At 69.4% G+C, this 17,719-nt stretch carries 19 protein-coding genes and 1 pseudogene; 11 read left to right on the forward strand and 9 right to left on the reverse strand.

The annotated features are described in order from the left end of the window. Positions 1–248: 248 nt before the first annotated feature. From TFU_RS05690 to TFU_RS05700, 3 genes are all read left to right on the forward strand, one after another. Positions 249–911 (forward strand): PaaI family thioesterase, encoded by a 663-nt coding sequence (locus TFU_RS05690; RefSeq protein WP_011291586.1) that lies wholly within the window; start codon positions 249–251, stop codon positions 909–911. A gap of 695 nt (positions 912–1,606) precedes the next feature. Then, positions 1,607–2,410: an NAD-dependent epimerase/dehydratase family protein gene (locus TFU_RS05695; protein WP_011291587.1), complete on the forward strand. Its 804-nt coding sequence runs from the start codon at positions 1,607–1,609 to the stop codon at positions 2,408–2,410. Positions 2,411–2,547: 137 nt separating this feature from the next. Then, complete coding sequence (locus TFU_RS05700; RefSeq protein WP_011291588.1) at positions 2,548–3,462, forward strand: serine/threonine-protein kinase; 915 nt, start codon at positions 2,548–2,550, stop codon at positions 3,460–3,462. Here the strand turns inward: TFU_RS05700 and TFU_RS16300 are convergent. The 6 genes and pseudogenes from TFU_RS16300 to TFU_RS16310 all read right to left on the reverse strand — a co-directional run bounded on the left by TFU_RS16300 (position 3,423) and on the right by TFU_RS16310 (position 7,840). Next, the gene (locus TFU_RS16300; RefSeq protein WP_370492657.1) at positions 3,423–4,307 is read right to left on the reverse strand and encodes an ABC transporter ATP-binding protein; all 885 of its coding nucleotides are present in this window, start codon (positions 4,305–4,307) and stop codon (positions 3,423–3,425) included. The two genes, TFU_RS05700 and TFU_RS16300, sit on opposite strands and share 40 nt — an antisense overlap. Beyond that, positions 4,308–5,129 (reverse strand): annotated as a pseudogene (locus tag TFU_RS16305) (ABC transporter ATP-binding protein); the annotation flags it as partial. It abuts the gene before it with no gap. Between the two features lie 37 nt (positions 5,130–5,166). Further along, positions 5,167–5,583 carry a lasso peptide biosynthesis B2 protein gene (locus TFU_RS05710; RefSeq protein WP_011291590.1) on the reverse strand — a complete coding sequence of 139 codons (417 nt, stop codon included), beginning with the start codon at positions 5,581–5,583 and terminating at the stop codon, positions 5,167–5,169. Continuing rightward, positions 5,580–5,852 (reverse strand): lasso peptide biosynthesis PqqD family chaperone, encoded by a 273-nt coding sequence (locus TFU_RS05715; RefSeq protein ID WP_011291591.1) that lies wholly within the window; start codon positions 5,850–5,852, stop codon positions 5,580–5,582. Before TFU_RS05715 ends, TFU_RS05710 begins: the two co-directional genes overlap by 4 nt. Beyond that, positions 5,833–7,665, reverse strand: a complete 1,833-nt coding sequence (locus TFU_RS05720) for an asparagine synthase-related protein (protein ID WP_011291592.1) — start codon at positions 7,663–7,665, stop codon at positions 5,833–5,835. Before TFU_RS05720 ends, TFU_RS05715 begins: the two co-directional genes overlap by 20 nt. A gap of 52 nt (positions 7,666–7,717) precedes the next feature. Further along, complete coding sequence (locus TFU_RS16310; protein ID WP_255266122.1) at positions 7,718–7,840, reverse strand: hypothetical protein; 123 nt, start codon at positions 7,838–7,840, stop codon at positions 7,718–7,720. A 671-nt stretch (positions 7,841–8,511) separates the two neighbouring features. On the opposite strand from TFU_RS16310, the gene TFU_RS05725 reads away from it, so the two are divergent. After that, positions 8,512–9,084, forward strand: coding sequence for a hypothetical protein (locus TFU_RS05725; protein WP_011291593.1), 573 nt, complete (start codon positions 8,512–8,514; stop codon positions 9,082–9,084). Positions 9,085–9,125: 41 nt separating this feature from the next. On the opposite strand, the gene TFU_RS05730 is transcribed toward TFU_RS05725, so the two are convergent. The 3 genes from TFU_RS05730 to TFU_RS05740 form a co-directional block, all read right to left on the reverse strand. After that, complete coding sequence (locus TFU_RS05730) at positions 9,126–9,848, reverse strand: PadR family transcriptional regulator (protein WP_011291594.1); 723 nt, start codon at positions 9,846–9,848, stop codon at positions 9,126–9,128. Between the two features lie 118 nt (positions 9,849–9,966). Then, on the reverse strand, positions 9,967–11,103 hold the full coding sequence (locus TFU_RS05735) for a TIGR04222 domain-containing membrane protein (protein ID WP_011291595.1): 1,137 nt from the start codon (positions 11,101–11,103) through the stop codon (positions 9,967–9,969). Between the two features lie 111 nt (positions 11,104–11,214). Further along, positions 11,215–11,892, reverse strand: coding sequence for an LON peptidase substrate-binding domain-containing protein (locus TFU_RS05740; protein WP_011291596.1), 678 nt, complete (start codon positions 11,890–11,892; stop codon positions 11,215–11,217). 229 nt (positions 11,893–12,121) lie between these two features. Here TFU_RS05740 and hisD point away from each other — a divergent pair, with 229 nt between their 5' ends. The 7 genes from hisD to hisF all read left to right on the forward strand — a co-directional run bounded on the left by hisD (position 12,122) and on the right by hisF (position 17,560). Then, positions 12,122–13,429, forward strand: a complete 1,308-nt coding sequence (hisD, locus tag TFU_RS05745) for a histidinol dehydrogenase (protein WP_038043568.1) — start codon at positions 12,122–12,124, stop codon at positions 13,427–13,429. Next, a complete protein-coding gene (locus TFU_RS05750) occupies positions 13,426–14,529 on the forward strand; it encodes a histidinol-phosphate transaminase (protein ID WP_011291598.1) in 1,104 nt (367 codons plus the stop codon). Before hisD ends, TFU_RS05750 begins: the two co-directional genes overlap by 4 nt. Positions 14,530–14,601: 72 nt before the next feature. Then, positions 14,602–15,195, forward strand: coding sequence for an imidazoleglycerol-phosphate dehydratase HisB (gene hisB / locus TFU_RS05755; RefSeq protein WP_011291599.1), 594 nt, complete (start codon positions 14,602–14,604; stop codon positions 15,193–15,195). Then, positions 15,192–15,353, forward strand: coding sequence for a hypothetical protein (locus tag TFU_RS16170; protein ID WP_011291600.1), 162 nt, complete (start codon positions 15,192–15,194; stop codon positions 15,351–15,353). Before hisB ends, TFU_RS16170 begins: the two co-directional genes overlap by 4 nt. A 28-nt stretch (positions 15,354–15,381) precedes the next feature. Continuing rightward, positions 15,382–16,017, forward strand: coding sequence for an imidazole glycerol phosphate synthase subunit HisH (hisH, locus tag TFU_RS05765; RefSeq protein WP_011291601.1), 636 nt, complete (start codon positions 15,382–15,384; stop codon positions 16,015–16,017). 38 nt (positions 16,018–16,055) lie between these two features. Next, positions 16,056–16,793, forward strand: coding sequence for a bifunctional 1-(5-phosphoribosyl)-5-((5-phosphoribosylamino)methylideneamino)imidazole-4-carboxamide isomerase/phosphoribosylanthranilate isomerase PriA (gene priA / locus TFU_RS05770; RefSeq protein ID WP_011291602.1), 738 nt, complete (start codon positions 16,056–16,058; stop codon positions 16,791–16,793). After that, positions 16,790–17,560: an imidazole glycerol phosphate synthase subunit HisF gene (gene hisF / locus TFU_RS05775; protein ID WP_011291603.1), complete on the forward strand. Its 771-nt coding sequence runs from the start codon at positions 16,790–16,792 to the stop codon at positions 17,558–17,560. Before priA ends, hisF begins: the two co-directional genes overlap by 4 nt. Positions 17,561–17,719: the final 159 nt, after the last annotated feature.

Raw genomic sequence — 17,719 nt, forward strand, 5'->3', positions numbered from 1 at the left:
GGGCGAGACCCCGGTGAAACCGCCATAGCGGAGCGTGCGCGCCCGAAGGGGCATCCGGCCAGCGGTCAGGCGTCCCGTCGCGGACCGTACGGGGGAGGAGGGGACAGGATGTATCAATCCCCGAGAATGTGAATTTCATTCGACTTCCCCGGGGTACAGTAGTCCACAGACTTACTCGTAAGTAACATCGTGGTGGTTGCGGCGATTCCCACCGAGTTCACCTGTGACGAAGGGCTAATGACAATCCCATGACGGTCGATGCACACCCGATCGCTGACCTGCCTAACCCGGCCGACTACGGGTTCACCGTGGTCGACCGCCACGAACTCCCCGAGGAACTCCGCACCTTGGTCGCCCAAGTGCGGGAACTGGTCGACGCTGTGGCACACACGGAGGCCGACCCGGACGAACTCGCCGAAGCCAACCGGATCGTCAAAGAACTCACCGGGCGGCTCAACACCCGCCGCCGTCCCGTCGGCGCCATGGTGCGGCAGACGTGGGACGGCGGACGAATCGACTACAACACGATCGCGAACGCGGTGAGCGGCCCCGCCAACCCGATGGCCCCCCTCCAGAACCTGCGCGTCGAAGGCGACGGCCTCTACGGGGAAGTCACCCTCGACAGCTTCTACGAAGGCCCTCCCGGATTCGTGCACGGCGGGTGGGTCGCCGCCCTCCTCGACCAGGTGCTCGGCGAAGCCACCGCTGTCTTCGGCCGCGTCTGCCTGACCGGCAACCTCACCGTCGACTACCGCCGTCCCACACCGCTCAACACGCCGCTGGTCGTCTCCTCGCGGATCACCGGCGTGGAACGCCGCAAAGTGTTCGTCTCCGGGGAGATCCGCTGCAACGGCGAAGTCACCGCGGAAGGCCGGGCCATCATGGTGCAGTTGGAAACCCCGCCTGCCTAGCCCCACAGTCCACCCCCACGTCCCGTGGGCCGGGAAGGCACCCGAAACCAGCACGGGCGAGCCGCCGCACCAACCCACGGCCCCCAGGCAGGCACTCCCAGCCCTGCGCCCCACCCATCCCCACAAACCCCCTGCTGCCCGACCCAGCCACCCCGCCCCGGCAGCAGAGCCCGCGCCCAGCCGGAGACCCTAAGCGTGCGGGCCGGACACCTCGCCACCCCACGGGTGCACCGGCCCACCCAGGCAGCACACCGGCCCCAGCCCCCTGTCTACGCCGCGCTGCGCCCCGTCCTCAGTTCCGAGGCACACTCGAGCCGAGACCGGCATGGGACATCCGCGCATTCCTGTGCCCGCCGGGTAAGCCATCGAACAGCACCCGCAGGGGAGCAGGCGCCTGCCCTGCCAGGCCCGGGAAGCGGCCAGCAGCCGAACAGCGGTGCTCCAACGCCCCGGGGGCACAGTCCCACGAGGACACCCCTGAGCGAAGCGGCAGTCAGCCCCGAGGTCCCGCCCGCGAAGGCGCGGGATGCCCGAACCCCGCCTCACACGACCGGCAGGCGGCACCCCCTCTGCCGTCAGCGCCGCCTCCCCGCAGCCAGACACGAAGTACGGAACCCGGCCGGCGCTGCCTGCCTACGCCCTGCGGAAACCGCCCCGGCTTCTCCCCCGATCGGCGCACCTAGAAAGATACGCCCATGACCGAACGCATCCTCATCACCGGTGCAGGAGGCCGGATCGGCACCCTGCTGCGCCCCCGCATGGTCCGCCCCGGACGTATCCTCCGCCTGCACGACCGTCGCCCGCTCGAACCCGGGCCGGGCGTGGAGATCGTCACCTGTGATGCGACCGACCTGGACGCGATGACCGAGGCGATGGACGGGGTGGACGCCGTAGTCCACCTGGCTGCCCGCAGCACCGAAGCGCCGTGGGAAGAAATCCTGCACACCAACATCCACGGCGGATACGTGGCAGTAGAAGCGGCCCGCCGGGCCGGAGTCACCCGCATGGTGCTGGCCAGCTCCAACCACGCCGTAGGATTCCACCCCCGTGCTGCGGGCACCGCCCCCGACTACCTGTTCCCCCGACCCGACACCTACTACGGGGTCAGCAAAGTCGCCCTGGAAGCCCTGGGCAGCCTGTACGCCGACCGCTACGGCATGGACATCATCTGCCTGCGCATCGGCTACTGCGGACCCCACCCCCTCGGCCGCCACGGGCTGGCCACCTGGCTGTCCCCCGACGACTGCGCGAACCTCGTCGAAGCCTGCCTGCGCGCGCCCTCCCCGGGATTCCGGGTGGTGTGGGGCGTCTCCGACAACACCCGGCGCTGGTGGTCCCTGGACGAGGCCCGTGCCCTGGGATACACCCCCCGCGACGACGCTGAAGTGTTCGCCGACAAGTGGGAAGGGGACGCTCCGGAAGAAGACCTCGACCCCGAAGGGCCCACCGTCGGCGGTCTCTTCTGCGAACCCGACCTGGACGCCGACCGCCTCACCTAGCCGGACATCCGCCCACCCGCGGGCACTCCAGGACCACGCCGGGATTTCTCCCCGCACCCATGTGAGAAAAGTGGGCGGTTTGGGAAGTGGCGGCCGGTAAGTGAGTGCCTGACTGGTTTGCGTTCGGGGGGACTTTCATGGCGGTTTCTGGTGAACTGGGCACGGTTCCCTACGCCCTCGTCGACGACGTCGAAAGCACCGACGAACCCGAGGAAGAGCCGGAGCAGATCGGCGGGCACCGGATCGTCGAACGGATCGGCACCGGAGGCGCCGCGGCGGTCTACGCCGCCCTCGACTCCGCAGGCCACTGGGTGGCAGTCAAAGTCCTCCACCCGATGGTCGCCGCCAACACCACTTGCCGGAACCGGTTCGCCCGCGAAGTCGCCCTGCTGAGGGAGGTCGCCGACACGTACACGGCCCCGCTCCTCGACGCCGACATCCACACCGAGCGGCCCTGGCTGGCCATGCGCTACATCGCAGGCCCCACCGTGGGCCGCCGCGTCGACGCGGAAGGACCGCTCATGGGGGTAGAGCTCCTCGAGTTCGCCGCCGGGCTGGCCGAAGCGGTCGCGGCCCTCCACCGTGCCGGGATCGTGCACCGCGACCTCAAACCCGGCAATGTCCTCCTCGCCGGAGACGGCCCGAAGATCATCGACTTCGGGATCGCCCGGCGCACCAGCGAAACCGGCGACGCGGACAGCGGCAAGATCCTCGGGTCCCCCGGGTGGATCAGCCCAGAACAGTTCCACCACCGCGTTCCCGGACCCGCCGCCGACGTCTTCGCCTGGGGCGGCCTCGTCGCCTACGCCGCCACCGGGCGGCGGCCGTTCGGATCCGGCACACTGCGGCAGACCGTGGAACGCGTCCTCCACGGGGAAGCCGACCTGCGCGGCACCCCCAGCCTGCTGCTGCCCTGGGTGCAGGCCGCCTTGGACACCGACCCGGACCGCAGGCCCGCGGCAGCGGAACTCGCCGCAGCAATCGGCGCCCTCCGGGACGGGCACCAGCCCGTTCACGACGCGAGAAGCTGGGCTTCGATCAGCTCCCGGTAGAGGTCGTCGATGAGAAGCAGGTCGGTGTGTCTGCCCACGGCCCGAATCCGGCCGCCTTCCACAACCGCGATCCGGTCCGCGTCCACCACCGTCGACAACCGGTGCGCGATGATGATGACCGTCGTCGTCTTCGCGATAGCGACGACCACGTCCCGCAGCGCGGTCTCGTTGGTCGCGTCCAACTGCGACGTCGCCTCGTCCAACAGCAGCAGCCGGGGCCGCCGCAGCAGGGCCCGGGCGATCGCCACCCGCTGGCGCTCACCCCCCGACAAGGTGGTGCCCCGGTGGCCGACCTGCGTGTCCAACCCGTCCGGCAGCCGCTCCACGAGAGAGGTGAGCCGGGTGAGTTCCACGACCCGCCGGATCTCTTCTTCGTCGGCGTGTGGGGCCGCAAAGCAGAGGTTGTCGCGCAGCGTGCCCGCCAGGATGGGGGCGTCCTGCTCCACGTAGCCGATCATGGACCGCAGCCGGACCAGCGGAATGTCGCGCACGTCGACGCCGTCGATGGCGACCACGCCCTCATGCGGATCGTAGAACCGCTCCACCAGGGAAAACAGCGTAGTCTTCCCTGCCCCGGAGGGGCCCACCAGTGCGGTCAGCCCGCCCGCGGGCACGTCCAGCGTCACATTCCGCAAGGTCCACGGCCCGTCCTCGCGGTACCGGAACGACACCCCGGTGAACGAGACCGAAGCCGCGGAGGTCGCGGCCGGGGTGCGCCGCGGCGGTACGCCGATGTGCTCCACTGGGAGCTGCTCCACTTCCGCGATGCGGCGCATCGCAGCCAGCCCGCTCTGCAGGCTGCTGACCGCCTGCGCCAGTTGGGCGACGAAACCGGTGAGCCGCATCAGGTAGAGCAGGAACGCGATCAGCTCGGAGACGTCGATCGCCCCCATCGCTACCCGGGCGCCGCCTGCCCCCAGCACCACGAGGAACGCGGCCTGCGACGTGACGACAACAGCGACGTTGGTCGCCGCGGTCCACGCCGCGGAACGCACCCCTTCCCGCCACGCGGTCCGCACCGCGGCCTTGGCCGCGCTGATCTCCCGCCGCTCCGCTGAGCTGGCTTTGAGCGTGCGGAACGCGCCCAGTGCGCGCTCCACCAGCGCGCCCACCTCGCCCACAGCCCGCTGCGAACGTTCGTTGGCCCTGCGGATCGGCGGCATCATCACGGCCGACCCCACCCCGATCACCCCGATCACGGCCAGGCACACCAGCAGCAGCGGCAGGTCGATCCAGGCCATGAGCACGATCGAGCCGATCGCGACCAGCAGCGCGCTCCCGGAGTCGACCAGGGCCTGGCCGGCCGCGGAACGGATGTAGGTGGTGTCGGACGTCACCCGGGAGAGCAGGTCGCCGGGCTTGAGCCGGTCGAGCTCGGGCACGCGGAGCAGCAGAATGTGGGAGACCAGGCGTCTCCGGGCCGCGGCGACCATGCTCTCGGCGGTGCGGTGCAGCACATAGGAGCTCAGCCCGGCAAGCGCGGCCCCGCCGACGACCAGCACGGTGAGCAGGGCCAGCAGCCAGCCCAGCGGGGACCCTTCTCCTAGTGCGTCCACCACGGCCATGGCCACCAGCGGCTCAGCCAGGGTGCCGATACCGCCGAGCAGTCCGAGGAGCGCACCGAAGGCCACGGCCCGGCGGTGCGGCCACAGGTGGGCGACGAGCAGGCGCAGGGAGCGGGGAGGAGACAGAGGCACGGCAGGGTCAGTCCACGGTGATCAGACGGCTGAAGTAGTCGTAGCCGACGCCTTCTTCCACGAGGCGTCCTTCGGCCTCCACCCAGGCGTGTCCGATGAACGGCGGGCGGCGGGGAACCCCCACACACCAGGTGGCCCAGGTGCCGCGCATCCGGCACAGCAGTGCGATAGCCAGCGAACGCTGCAGGCAGGCCCGCAGTCCGGCGCAGCGCAGGCTGACCGCGAGCACCGCGTCCCGGGCGGCTTTGGCCTCTTCGTAGGTGGCGGGCCGCACCTCGCCCCGGAGACGCAGCAGGGTAGCGCGGATCCGCTCCGGGGGTTTGCGGGCCAGGAGCCGGGCCGCTCCCACCGCGCAGCGCGCCGCCCACTTCGTCCGCCACGACAGGCGCACGTTGCTGCGCTGCAGCACTACGTTCTCGCTCATGGCAGCGCCATCCCGTTCTCTTTCAGGCTGGTGACGAGCGCGGCGATGTCGCGTTCCGCGTCGGTCCGCTCCACCTCATATTCGCTGGTGAGGAACTGGGCCACGTCGGCGGGGGAGTGCCCGTCCAGCAGCCGCTGCACGATCAGCGCCGCGGTGTCGTTGAGCTGCCAGTACTCACCGCTGCGGCCGTCCAGCAGCACCATGCCGTAGTCGGTTTGCGCGACTGAGATCTCGGGACGTAGCCGGAATTCAGCTCCTGTTGTCTCCACCGTTTGCTCCTTGGAGGACACGTTCGCGGGACCGCAGCCACAGCTCGACGGTGAGGGTGAGCTCCATGCCCCAGTCCGGGCCCCGGAACGAGTAGGGCTGTTTGACCCGTTCCACGAGCACGTCGGGGTGGATGAGCCCCAGTTCCGCCAGTCGGGACTCCCGCCATATCTGGATGATGCGATCGCGTTGTTCGGTGAACCCCTCCGCAGCGAGCGGAGTGCCGTCGGTCTTCGACTGGCGGGTCAAGAACTCCGCGGGGAGGAGGGAAGCCATGGCCGTTTTCATGAGGGACTTGAATTCGAACGGGTTCATCCGGCCTTCGTGGCGCACCTGAAGGCAGGCCTCCACCACGCGGTCGTCGAGGAACGGCGATTCCATGCGGGGCAGGTCGCTGCTGCCGAGCTGGTGCAGCAGTCGCAGGTCGCGGCCGGCCGCGCGGATCGCGGCCAGGTCAGCGTGCCTGCCTCGGGTCGGGGCGAGAGGCTCCAGCGACTCCAGGACCGCGTCGAAGCGGGCCAGCACGCGCTCGCGCGCCTCGGCGGTCAGCCACGGCCCGCACTTGGGCAGGACGTCCCATCCGAACAGGGAGCGGCGCGGCGGTTCTCCCGTGGCGATGGAGTGCCGGATATCGGCAAGCCATGCGCGGAGGTCACGGCGGTCAGCGAGCGAAGCGAAGGTCTCTGACAGCGACAGTCCCGCCAGGAGGCGGTGGCCGCGGATGAGCGGCAAGGCAGTCCACGGCCGCTGCCAGAGCAGATCGTGGTAGAGGCTGAGCGATCCGGTGAGGAGCTGGTCGCCGCCCAGGCCGTCCATGTGCAGGCGGGAGCCGTGGGCGCGGGCCGTGTGCAGCCGGCTCAGAATGCGCGGCGTGCTCAACATGGCCACGGACGGTTCGTCCAACAGGGGGAACTCCCCGTCGAGGCCAGCGTAGAAGCCGGGGATGTCCTCGGGGGAGAGCACCACGTGCTCCACCGAGGGAAAGGACTGGTGGGCGATCTTCGCCCAGCGGAGATCATCGTCCGTGTCAAGGCCGCTGCTGAAGGTCAGGGCGACGACTTTGGCCGGGCCGCGAGCGGCCAGGGCGCAGAGGGGAGTGGAGTCGAGCCCGCCGGACAGGTCGGCGCTAACCACTCCGCCACCGCGGGTGCGGGTGTCCACGGCTCCGGCCAGGGCAGTGCGCAGCAGGGGAGCTGCGGCGGTGACGGCGAGTTCCGCTTCCGGGGGATGCCACCACTGGACGACCCGGTGGCGGCCGTCATGCAAGCCGAGGCTGAGGTAGTGCCAGGCGGGGACGTGCTCCACCCCGGGCCATGGGGGCAGCTCGCTGAGCGGGTAGGGCAGGCCGTTGAACATCCGCAGCGCGAGCACGTCCGGGTCGGGGGAGACGCCGAGTACCGCGGCGAGCACGTCGGAGCGGTCCGCGGCGATTCGGGCTGTACCGACGTGGGCGTGGAAGACTCGGCGGAGCCCGGACACGCTTCCTTGGATCCGCATCTGGTCGCCGACGACCACGACCAGGTGAAAGCTGCCGTCCAGGGTGCGCGCGATGCGGTCGAACTGGGCCACGTCGTCGATCTGGGCGAGTTCCGCACGCAGCCGCTCAGGCTCAGCCGAACAGTGTCCGATCACGGCGAGGCGGCGCTCCCCGGCCTCGACCAGCAGGAGCTGGTCGGCGGGGAGCGCGCCTACAAGCCAAGGGCGTCCCGAAGGGTGGGACGCCAGCGTCTGGGCTGCCGGAAGGCGGTCGGTTGCCTGCCCGAGAACGTCCTTATCAGGGAAAACAGCGAAGTAAGGACTGATGCAACCGACCACTGGTCCTCCGGCGAGAATGACAGATATTTTTGTGTGGAATTCCTACTATCTATCAGATGAAGCGCGGGAAGACGAAGATCAGCTCGAGGCCCCATTCCGCGGTGTACCAGCCGGTGGCCTCCTTGAATTCGCCGACCTTAGCGAGCTGCGGAGCGGTGTACTTCTTCTTTTCCATCTCTACCTCTCCTTTGGAATAGCCGTATCGGAGTGAGCGCTCTGTGTAACTGCCGGCACGTGGCACAAAGGTTAGGGGATCTAGTGACATATGGCAACAGATGAGGTCAGAAAGGATTGGTAAGACGTTTAAAGGAGAAAAAGACCGCGTGGTCTGTCGGATAACGTCCCGGTGAAGACGATCGTTTCTGCTGCTCAAAACGGGTTTTATTGGGGTGCTGTCCGGTCTGCGGTTGCGTGTGGGGCGCAGGGGAGAGGTCTGATGAGCGAGGTGTTTCGCCCCGGGATGCGTGCGGGTTCTGCCCTGGAGTGTGGGATCCGCCGATCCGGCGCTGACCACTGGTTTCGTGCAGTTGAGAACAAAAAAGAACGGGCGCTAGAGAGAGGTGGGGTGAAAAAAAGATTGCCGCCCGGCTGCCAGAAGAAGACCTTGTGCAGGAATAGATCCGAAAGTATTTGAATATTCAAAGACGAGGGGAAGAATTTTTCGGGATTTCTCTGGTCTAGCGAAAAGGTTTTCGCAGGAAGAACAGGGGATGCGGGCCGCTGTGGCCGGGGGCACACCGGTTTTTCTGTTGAAGAGGCGGGCCGGCGGTGGTATGTCACCCTGTCTCCCCCGCAGGGGATACGCTCAAGGCGGTACGACCCGGAGAAGACAGGTGGGAGCCGGTCATGGGGCGCACACTCGCCGTGGGAGCAGTGGTCTTCGGCGGAGTCACCCTGCTCGGGGTGCCGCTCGGGCTGCTGTGGTGGCTGATCGCCCCGCGCCCCGAGGCGACCGTCACCTCGCAAGGGCTCGCCTACTACCCGCTCTCCCAGACCTGGTTCGCGGTCGACGGCTACTACTCGATCATGATGCTGGTCGCCGGACTGGTGGTCGGCTACACCTGCTACCTCCTTCAGCAGCGGATCTCGCACCGCCACCGCCTGGACCTGCGACTGGCCACCCTGCTCGGCCTCGCCGCGGGGACCGTGGCGGGCTCCTTCACCGCCTGGGGAGTGGGGGCTGGACTCGACTTCCACGCCGCAGAACGCGCGCTGGCCCTGGCCGCCCCGGGTGACGTCGTCCCCGCGGGTCTGACCTTGCGGGCCCACAGCGCGCTGCTCCTGTGGTCGTTCAGCGCCGTCCTCCAGTACGGCCTGTTTGAAGCGCTCATGCTCCGTCAGAGCGACAAGGCCCGCGAGGCCGAGAAGACCGCGGAAGAGGCGGCCGCCCCGCAGGAAGGCCGCCCCAGCGCTGCCTAGACGGCGGGAGTGCTCACCCAGCCGAGGCCCCGACGGGCGAGCTACAGCTCTTCATCGTCGGAGAGGTCATCCTCCGCGAGGATGCGGTAGACGCTCTTGCGCGCCTTGACCAGCAGTTGCTTGACTCGCTCCACCTGGGCGTCGGTGCCTACCTGGGAGACCTGGGCCACCGCCGCGGTCAACTGGGAGGCGAGTGACGCCAGCTCCAGATGCCGGGCGTGGGTCTCCTCGTACTCTTGCGCGGCGCTCTCCCACGGCGGGGTCAGCTCCGCAGCGTGCTCGGCAACGTAGGCGTGGCCCTGCTCTGTCAGCTCATACGGGCGGCGACGGCCCACGCCGGTAGCGGCGAGCGTGACGAGGCCTTCGCTTTCCAGCTGCTGCAGCACCGGGTAGACCGAGCCGGGGCTCAGCCGCCACACTCCGTTGCTGCGCTCGCGGCCCTCCTTGATGATCTCGTAGCCGCTCATCGGCCGTTCAGCCAGGAGCAGCAGGATGCCGGTGCGCACGTCGCCGCGCCGGGCGCGCATGCCGCGGCCGCCCCGGGGACCATGGAACCCGAAGGGGCCCCGCGGGCCGCCGAAGGCCGGGCCGCCGTGCGGCGGCCACGGGCCGGGGGGAATCGGCGGCGGGAAACCGCCGTGGTGGGCGAAGTGCCATCCGTGGTGGTGGCCAGCGTGACGACGTGCGCGGCAGCCCGCAGCCCGGCGGAAGAAACTGCCCGGCCCGACCGTGCGCCACCCCGCAGGTATCGCCATAGCGACCATCGTCCCCTCCTCTCCGAACACATAAGACAGTCTTTTGACTATCGACATTTAAACGATATATCGGATATCGATCGCTGGCAATGCCTGGGAGGGAAGAGTTCACTGGCCGTAGCAGGGGTCAGGGACGCTCACCGGGCGGCCGGTCCCGGTGGTGCCCGTCCCGCGGCGGGGGAGACGGCAGCGGCGGGATCTCCCCGCGCGTCATCCAGTTGCCCCGCCTCCCGTCCCACCCGAAGTCGCCCCCCACCCCCCGGTCCACGGCGCCGAAGGAGGAGGCGCAGGCCGTGGCGAAGGCGATCAGCCGCCCCACCCGAGGCGACCCCAGCGCCAGAGCCTTGCCCGCCCGCAGCCCGCGCAGCCCCACCACCGCGGTCGCCTGCAGCAGCGCCCGCACATCCCGGCGCGCTGCCAGCTTCGCACGGGCCTCCGCCAACAGCACGTCCCCGGCAACGGTGCGCGGCCCCAGCCTGCCCCCGGTCGCCCAGTAGGCCGCGTACGACACGAACCAGCCCCCGAACAGCACCGCGGCAACCAGCGACTCCGCCCGCGAAAACCCGCCCACCGCCCCGCTCACCGCAACCACGAGCGCTGCCATCCCGACCGCCCCCAGCCCGCCCGCAGCGCGGAACGCCACATGCAGCAGGAAGGGATAGCCCAGCAACACGACCAGCAGCAGCGGGACAAGAGAACGGTTCGCCGGTGCCGACGACACCGTCCACCCCACCAGGAACCCCGCGGCCAGCACCGTCACGGCCCCTAGCACCAACTGGGACAGCCACGCGGCCCTGCGGAGCACGGCCATGGCGCGCAACCGCTCCGGCGGCAGGAACAATCCGAGGCGGCGCAGCCGCCACAGCACAGCAGTGATCGCATCCCCGCACGTCGCTGCGGAGACCAACCGGTCCACTGCGAGGGGGCGGTTGACCGCGAGGCGGACGGAGAGCGCCCGCACGAACGGGGAATCCGACAGGCCGGGCGGAGCTGGAGCAGACTGCTGCGCGACCCCGGCCACCATGCCCGGACCCCACGCGGTGATCCGCCCAGTGAGGAACAGCTCGGCTACCGCGACCTCCCCCACCCGAGGGCGTCCCCCCGCAAGCAGGGCGAGTTCGTACGGGTCGAGTTCATCCACACCCACCGGGGGACGCCGCGGACCGGACGCCCGCACCTGCGAATAACGGATCCGAGTCGCCGCATAACAGAACGTGATGAGCAGGTAGTGCAGCACCGTGCCCCACACGATCGCGGCGACCATCGCGGACTCCTCGCCTGTCCTGTGTCAACCGGATATTGATCACAGTAGGCTGGTCCGCCGCGTCTGGAAAGAGCGGCACGCCCCGCAGGCCCCAACCCCGCACCCCGCCGGTCAGTTCAGGTTGATCACCTGGTGCGGGAAGCGCCCCGCAGGAAGCAACCGCAACGCAGAAAGCACCCGGTTTTCTCGCCGGAGCAGCTCCACGGCGCGGGCCAACCGCTCCGCCGCGGAGTCGGCCTCCAACAGCGCCTGCTTGTCCGGCATATCCAGCACGATGGCGTCGGCCAACGCGTAGGAGGCCGCCACCGGATCCTTAGGAAGGTCCGTGTCGTCGGCCACGATGATCCCAATCCGGTCGAGACGCTCCAAGTACACCGCGAAGTGGTGGGCGGCGCGCTCCCGCCACACCTCGGCCTCCTCGCCGACCTCCTCCGCCAGCGGCACCGTCTGCGCCCGCAGGTAGGGCGTGGTCCCATCCGGGGCGAGCCACTCCACCGCCCGGAAACGCTCCACCCCCGTGACCACGAGGTCGACACTCGAATTGGGACGGCGCTGCACCGTGCTGATCTCGGCGGTGCACCCCACGTCGGCCCACTGGTGCGCTGCTTTCTCCCCGACCTCGTGGCCCAGGGTGATGCCGACGACCCCGAACCGGCGGGGCTGGTCTGCCGGCAGGCTGAGCAGGTCGTTCACCAGGGTCAGATAGCGGTCCTCGAACACGTGCAGGGCCATGGTCATCCCAGGGAAGAGGACCGAGCCGAGTGGAAAGAGCGGCAACGTGGTGGACATCGTCCCAGTATGCCCGGCCGTGGCGGACGGTACGCGCCCGCAGACCGGGCCTGCCGCGGCGCGCCGAGACTCGACAACTCCCGGCAACAGCAGTGCGGACCAGGCGGCCCTCCGCCGCGGCAGCGCTCTACGACGAGGAGCCGTCCCGCCTCGCGCTGTCCAGGACAGGAGACCCAGGGGAGCGCTGCCCCAGGCGCTGCGGTGCGGCACCACCCCTACAATGAGGTCCGTGATCTCCCGAATCGATCTTCGAGGCAACCCCGCAGACCCGCGCGCATCACTGCCGCGCGCTGAGATAGACGTCGCGTCCGCAGTCGAAAAAGTCCGACCCATCTGCGAAGACGTACGCCATCGCGGGGTTGAGGCGTTGATCGAGCTAGGGGAGCGCTTCGACGGCGTGCGCCCCGCCCACATCCGGGTGCCCGCCGACGCGCTGGAAACCGCCCTCGCCGGACTTGACCGGACCGTGCGCGCCGCACTGGAAGAGGCGATCCGCCGGGCCCGCATCGTCCACCGCGACCAGCGCCGCACCGACACCACCACCCGGGTCGTGCCCGGAGGAACCGTCACCGAACGCTGGGTGCCCGTCGACCGGGTCGGGCTGTACGTGCCCGGTGGCCGTGCCGTCTACCCCTCCAGCGTGGTCATGAACGTCGTGCCTGCCCAAGAAGCCGGGGTGCCCTCCCTCGCCGTGGCCTCCCCGCCGCAGGCCGAATTCGGTGGACTGCCGCACCCCACCATCCTGGCGGCCTGTGCCCTGCTCGGCGTAGACGAGGTGTACGCCGTGGGCGGTGCCCAGGCCATCGCCATGTTCGCGTACGGTGCGGGCGAGTGCGCTCCCGTCAGCATGGTGACCGGCCCCGGAAACATCTGGGTCGCCGCCGCCAAACGCCTCCTCAAAGGCATCATCGGCATCGACTCCGAGGCAGGGCCGACCGAGATCGCCATCCTCGCCGACGACACCGCCAACCCCGCCTACGTGGCAGCGGACCTGATCAGCCAGGCCGAACACGACGTCGTCGCCGCCTCGGTCCTCGTCACCCCGTCAACCGCCCTCGCCGACCGCGTGGAAGCCGAACTCGCGCGCCAGGTTCCCGCCGCCAAGCACCGGGAACGCATCACCCAGGCCCTGGGCGGCCCCCAGTCCGGCATTGTCCTCGTCGACGACATCGACCACGGCCTGGACGTCGTCAACGCCTATGCCCCCGAACACCTGGAGGTCATGACCGCCGACGCCCAGTCCGTTGCCGCCCGCGTCCGCAACGCGGGAGCGATCTTCATCGGCGACCACTCTCCGGTGTCGCTGGGAGACTACTGCGCGGGTTCCAACCACGTGCTCCCCACCGGCGGGGTGGCCGTCCACTCCTCGGGACTGAGCGTGCAGAGCTTCCTGCGCGGCATCCACGTCGTCGAATACGACCGTGCCGCACTGGCCGAAGTCGCCCACCACGTGGTGGCCCTCGCCGAAGCCGAAGACCTGCCCGCGCACGGTGCGGCTGTCACCGCGCGCATCCCCCGGGAGGAACAGCAGGCGTGAGCGACTTCGGACACACCGGATTCAGCATCGACGACCTGCCGCTCCGCGACGACCTGCGCGGCCAGGCCCCCTACGGCGCCCCCCAGTTGACGGTGAAAGCGGTCCTCAACACCAACGAGAACCCGTACCCGCCGTCCCCGGAACTGGTGGAGGCGATCGGCCGTGCCGCCGCGGAAGCCGCCGTCGGCCTCAACCGCTACCCCGACCGCGAAGCAACCGCCCTGCGCCAGGCCCTCGCCGACTACCTCGGCCACGGGGTGGACGCCGCCAACGTGTGGGCAGCCAACGGCTCCAACGAGATCCTCCAGCAGATCCTGCAGGCGTTCGGCGGGCCCGGGCACAAAGCCCTAGGGTTCGAACCGTCCTACTCCATGCACCCGATCATCGCGCGCGGCACCGCCACCGAATGGGTGTCGGTCCCCCGCACCGCAGACTTCGACGTGGATGCGGACGCCGCCGTCGCCGCGGTCAAAGAACACGAGCCGTCCGTCGTCTTCCTCACCTCGCCCAACAACCCCACCGGGACCGCGCTCCCGCTGGCCACGGTGGAGGCGATCGCTGCAGCCGCCCCCGGTGTCGTCGTCGTGGACGAGGCGTACGCCGAATTCCGCCGGGAAGGGACCCCCAGCGCGCTGTCGCTGCTGCGCACCTACCCCAACGTCATCGTGTCGCGCACCATGTCCAAGGCGTTCGCCATGGCAGGGGTCCGCTTGGGCTACCTGGCCGCGCACCCGGCTGTCGTCGACGCCCTGCAACTGGTGCGGCTGCCCTACCACTTGTCGACCGTGACCCAGGCGGTAGCCTTGACTGCCCTGCGGTACGCCGACGAACTGCTGAGTGCGGTCGCCACCCTCCGCGCCGAACGCGACGCCCTCGTCGACTGGCTGCGCGCCCACGGCTTCGAGGTCGCCGACTCCGACGCCAACTTCGTCCTCTTCGGGCGGTTCCCCGACCGCTCGGCGGTCTTCCAGCACCTTCTGGACCAGGGGGTGCTCATCCGGGAAGTGGGACCGCCCGAATGGCTGCGGGTCACCGTCGGCACCCCCGAGGAGATGGCGATCTTCCGAGAGGCGTTGCTCACGGCGACGGGGCGCGCCTGACCGCGGTCCTTGCCTGACAGATAGATTCGATATCCGGCGGATGTGTATCGCCACGACGAGGAGAACCAGCCCATGAGCCGCATCGGCCGCGTCGAACGCGCCACCAACGAGACCAAGGTTTTCGTCGAGGTCAACCTCGACGGCACCGGTGCCGCCGACATTTCCACCGGCGTCGGTTTCTACGACCACATGCTCCACCAGATCGCCAAGCACGGACTGTTCGACCTGACCGTGCGCACCGAAGGCGACCTGCACATCGACGCCCACCACACGATGGAGGACACCGCCCTCGCCCTGGGGGCGGCGTTCCGGGAAGCCCTCGGCGACCGGAGCGGGATCCGCCGCTTCGCCGACGCCAAAGTCCCCTTGGACGAGGCGCTCGCCGAAGTCACCGTCGACATTTCGGGCCGCCCCTACCTGGTGCACTCCGAACCCGAAGGCATGGCCCCGATGATCGGCCGGGACTACGACACCACGATGACCCGGCACATCTTCGAGTCCTTCGTCGCCCAGGCGCGGATCACCCTGCACGTCCACGTGCCCTACGGGCGCATCCCCCACCACATCGTGGAATGCCAGTTCAAGGCAGTGGCCCGCGCGCTGCGGTCCGCCTGCGAACGCGACCCCCGCGTCACCGGGGTGCCGTCCACCAAGGGCACGCTGTGAGCACAGCGATCATAGGGGTGTTGCTGATCGGCCTCAGCGGCCTGCTCGTCGGCGGCACCCTGTCCCTGTGGAAGATTAACCGGGTCATCGCCGCAGGGTTGGCTGTCTGCGCACTCCTCGCCCTTATCGCCGGAGTGCTCCGCCTCGGCTACTTCTGACCGTCCACACAGGAAGGCTCGTCCATCCGTGCAGCCACGCGTTGTCATCCTCGACTACGGATCGGGAAACCTCCGTTCCGCGCAGCGGGCCGTGGCGCGCGTCGGCGCCCACGCCACGATCAGCAGTGACCCGCACACCGCGTTGGAAGCCGACGGGCTCGTCGTCCCCGGAGTGGGGGCGTTTGCAGCGTGCATGCGCGGACTGCGTGCGCTCCGCGGCGACCGCGTCATCGGCAAACGCCTCGCCGGAGGCCGGCCCGTCCTCGGTATCTGCGTGGGCATGCAGATCCTGTTCGAACGGGGAGTCGAAAACGACGTCGTCACCGAAGGCTGCGCGGAATGGCCCGGCACCGTGGAACGGCTCGACGCTCCCGTCATCCCCCACATGGGTTGGAATACCGTGGACGCGCCCGCGGAATCCGCCATGTTCGCCGGAATCGACAAAGACACGCGCTTCTACTTCGTCCACTCCTACGGCGTGCGCACCTGGGAGATGCAGACCACAAGCCCGCACCTGAAACCGCCGCTGGTTACCTGGTCCACCCACGGCACCCCGTTCGTGGCGGCCGTGGAGAACGGTCCGCTGTGGGCCACCCAGTTCCACCCGGAGAAATCCGGGGACGCGGGCGCCCAACTGCTCGCCAACTGGGTGGCGACACTGTAGCGCCCCTGTGCTCGTACGCCCGTGAAAGGTTCACCACCATGGCGCCCATCCTTGAACTCCTTCCCGCCGTCGACGTCGCCGGCGGCCAGGCAGTCCAACTCGTCCAGGGCAAAGACGGAACCGGCGGCCGGTACGGCGACCCACTCAACGCCGCGCTGACCTGGCAGAACGCCGGAGCCGAGTGGATCCACCTCGTGGACTTGGACGCTGCGTTCGGCCGCGGCCACAACCGGGAACTCCTCGCCTCCATCGTCGGCAAGCTCGACATCAAAGTGGAACTGTCCGGAGGGATTCGCGACGACGAGTCGCTGAACGCAGCCCTGGCCACCGGCTGCCACCGCGTCAACATCGGCACCGCCGCGCTGGAAAACCCCGACTGGTGCGCCAAGGTCATCGCAGAACACGGCGACCGGGTCGCGATCGGTCTGGACGTCCGCGGCACGACCCTGGCCGCGCGCGGCTGGACCCGCGACGGCGGCGACCTCTACGAGACCCTGGAACGGCTGGAAGCTGCGGGCTGCGCCCGCTACATCGTCACCGACGTCAACAAGGACGGCACCCTCAAAGGCCCCAACCTCGACCTGCTGCGGGACGTGTGCTCCCGCACCGACAAGCCGGTCGTCGCCAGCGGCGGTATCTCCAGCCTCGACGACCTGCGCGCACTGGCCGCGCTCGTGCCCGAAGGGGTGGAAGGCGCCATCATGGGCACCGCCCTGTACGAGGGCGCGTTCACCCTGGAAGAAGCCCTGGCTACCGTGCGCGAGGTTGCCCAATGAGCCTGGCAGTACGCGTCATCCCCTGCTTGGACGTGGATGGGGGCCGGGTCGTCAAAGGCGTCAACTTCCAGAACCTGCGGGACGCGGGCGACCCGGTGGAGCTGGCCCGGCGCTACGACGCTGAAGGCGCCGACGAGCTGACGTTCCTCGACGTCACCGCGTCCAGCAGCAACCGCGAGACCACCTACGACGTGGTGCGCCGCACCGCCGAGCAGGTGTTCATCCCCCTCACCGTGGGGGGAGGGGTGCGCAGCACCGAGGACGTCGACCGGCTCCTGCGCGCCGGAGCAGACAAGGTCAGCATCAACACCGCGGCCGTGCGGCGGCCCGAACTGATCCGCGAAATCGCCCAGGAGTTCGGCAGCCAGGTCCTCGTGCTCTCCGCGGACGTGCGCCGCACCGTCAACGGCACGGCCACCCCCAGCGGTTTCGAGATCACCACCCACGGGGGCCGCCAAGGGACCGGCATCGACGCGGTCGAATGGGTGCAGCAGGCTGAAGAGCTCGGGGCCGGGGAGATCCTGCTCAACTCCATGGACGCCGACGGCACCAAGTCCGGCTTCGACCTGGAGCTCATCCGCGCAGTCCGGAAAGCGGTGAACGTGCCGCTCATCGCCAGCGGGGGAGCGGGCGCGGTCGAACACTTCGCCCCCGCCGTGGACGCGGGCGCCAATGCGGTCCTCGCCGCCAGCGTGTTCCACTTCGGGGAGATCACCATCAGCGACGTCAAAGCCGAGCTGCGGGCCAAAGGCTACCCGGTGCGCTGACCCGCGGGCCGCACCTGGACTGTTCCCTGCCGGTGGGGGGACGGGAGCGCGCTCCCGTCCCCCCACCGGCATGCCATGCCGCGGCCGCATCCGGACAGCAGCAGCCGCACACCCCGTCGAACACCGGACCCGTCTGCCCAGCTCATCGAGCTAGAACCG

Origin of the sequence: Thermobifida fusca YX, from assembly GCF_000012405.1 — a bacterium.
In the GTDB taxonomy this organism is placed as follows: Bacteria; Actinomycetota; Actinomycetes; order Streptosporangiales; family Streptosporangiaceae; genus Thermobifida; species Thermobifida fusca.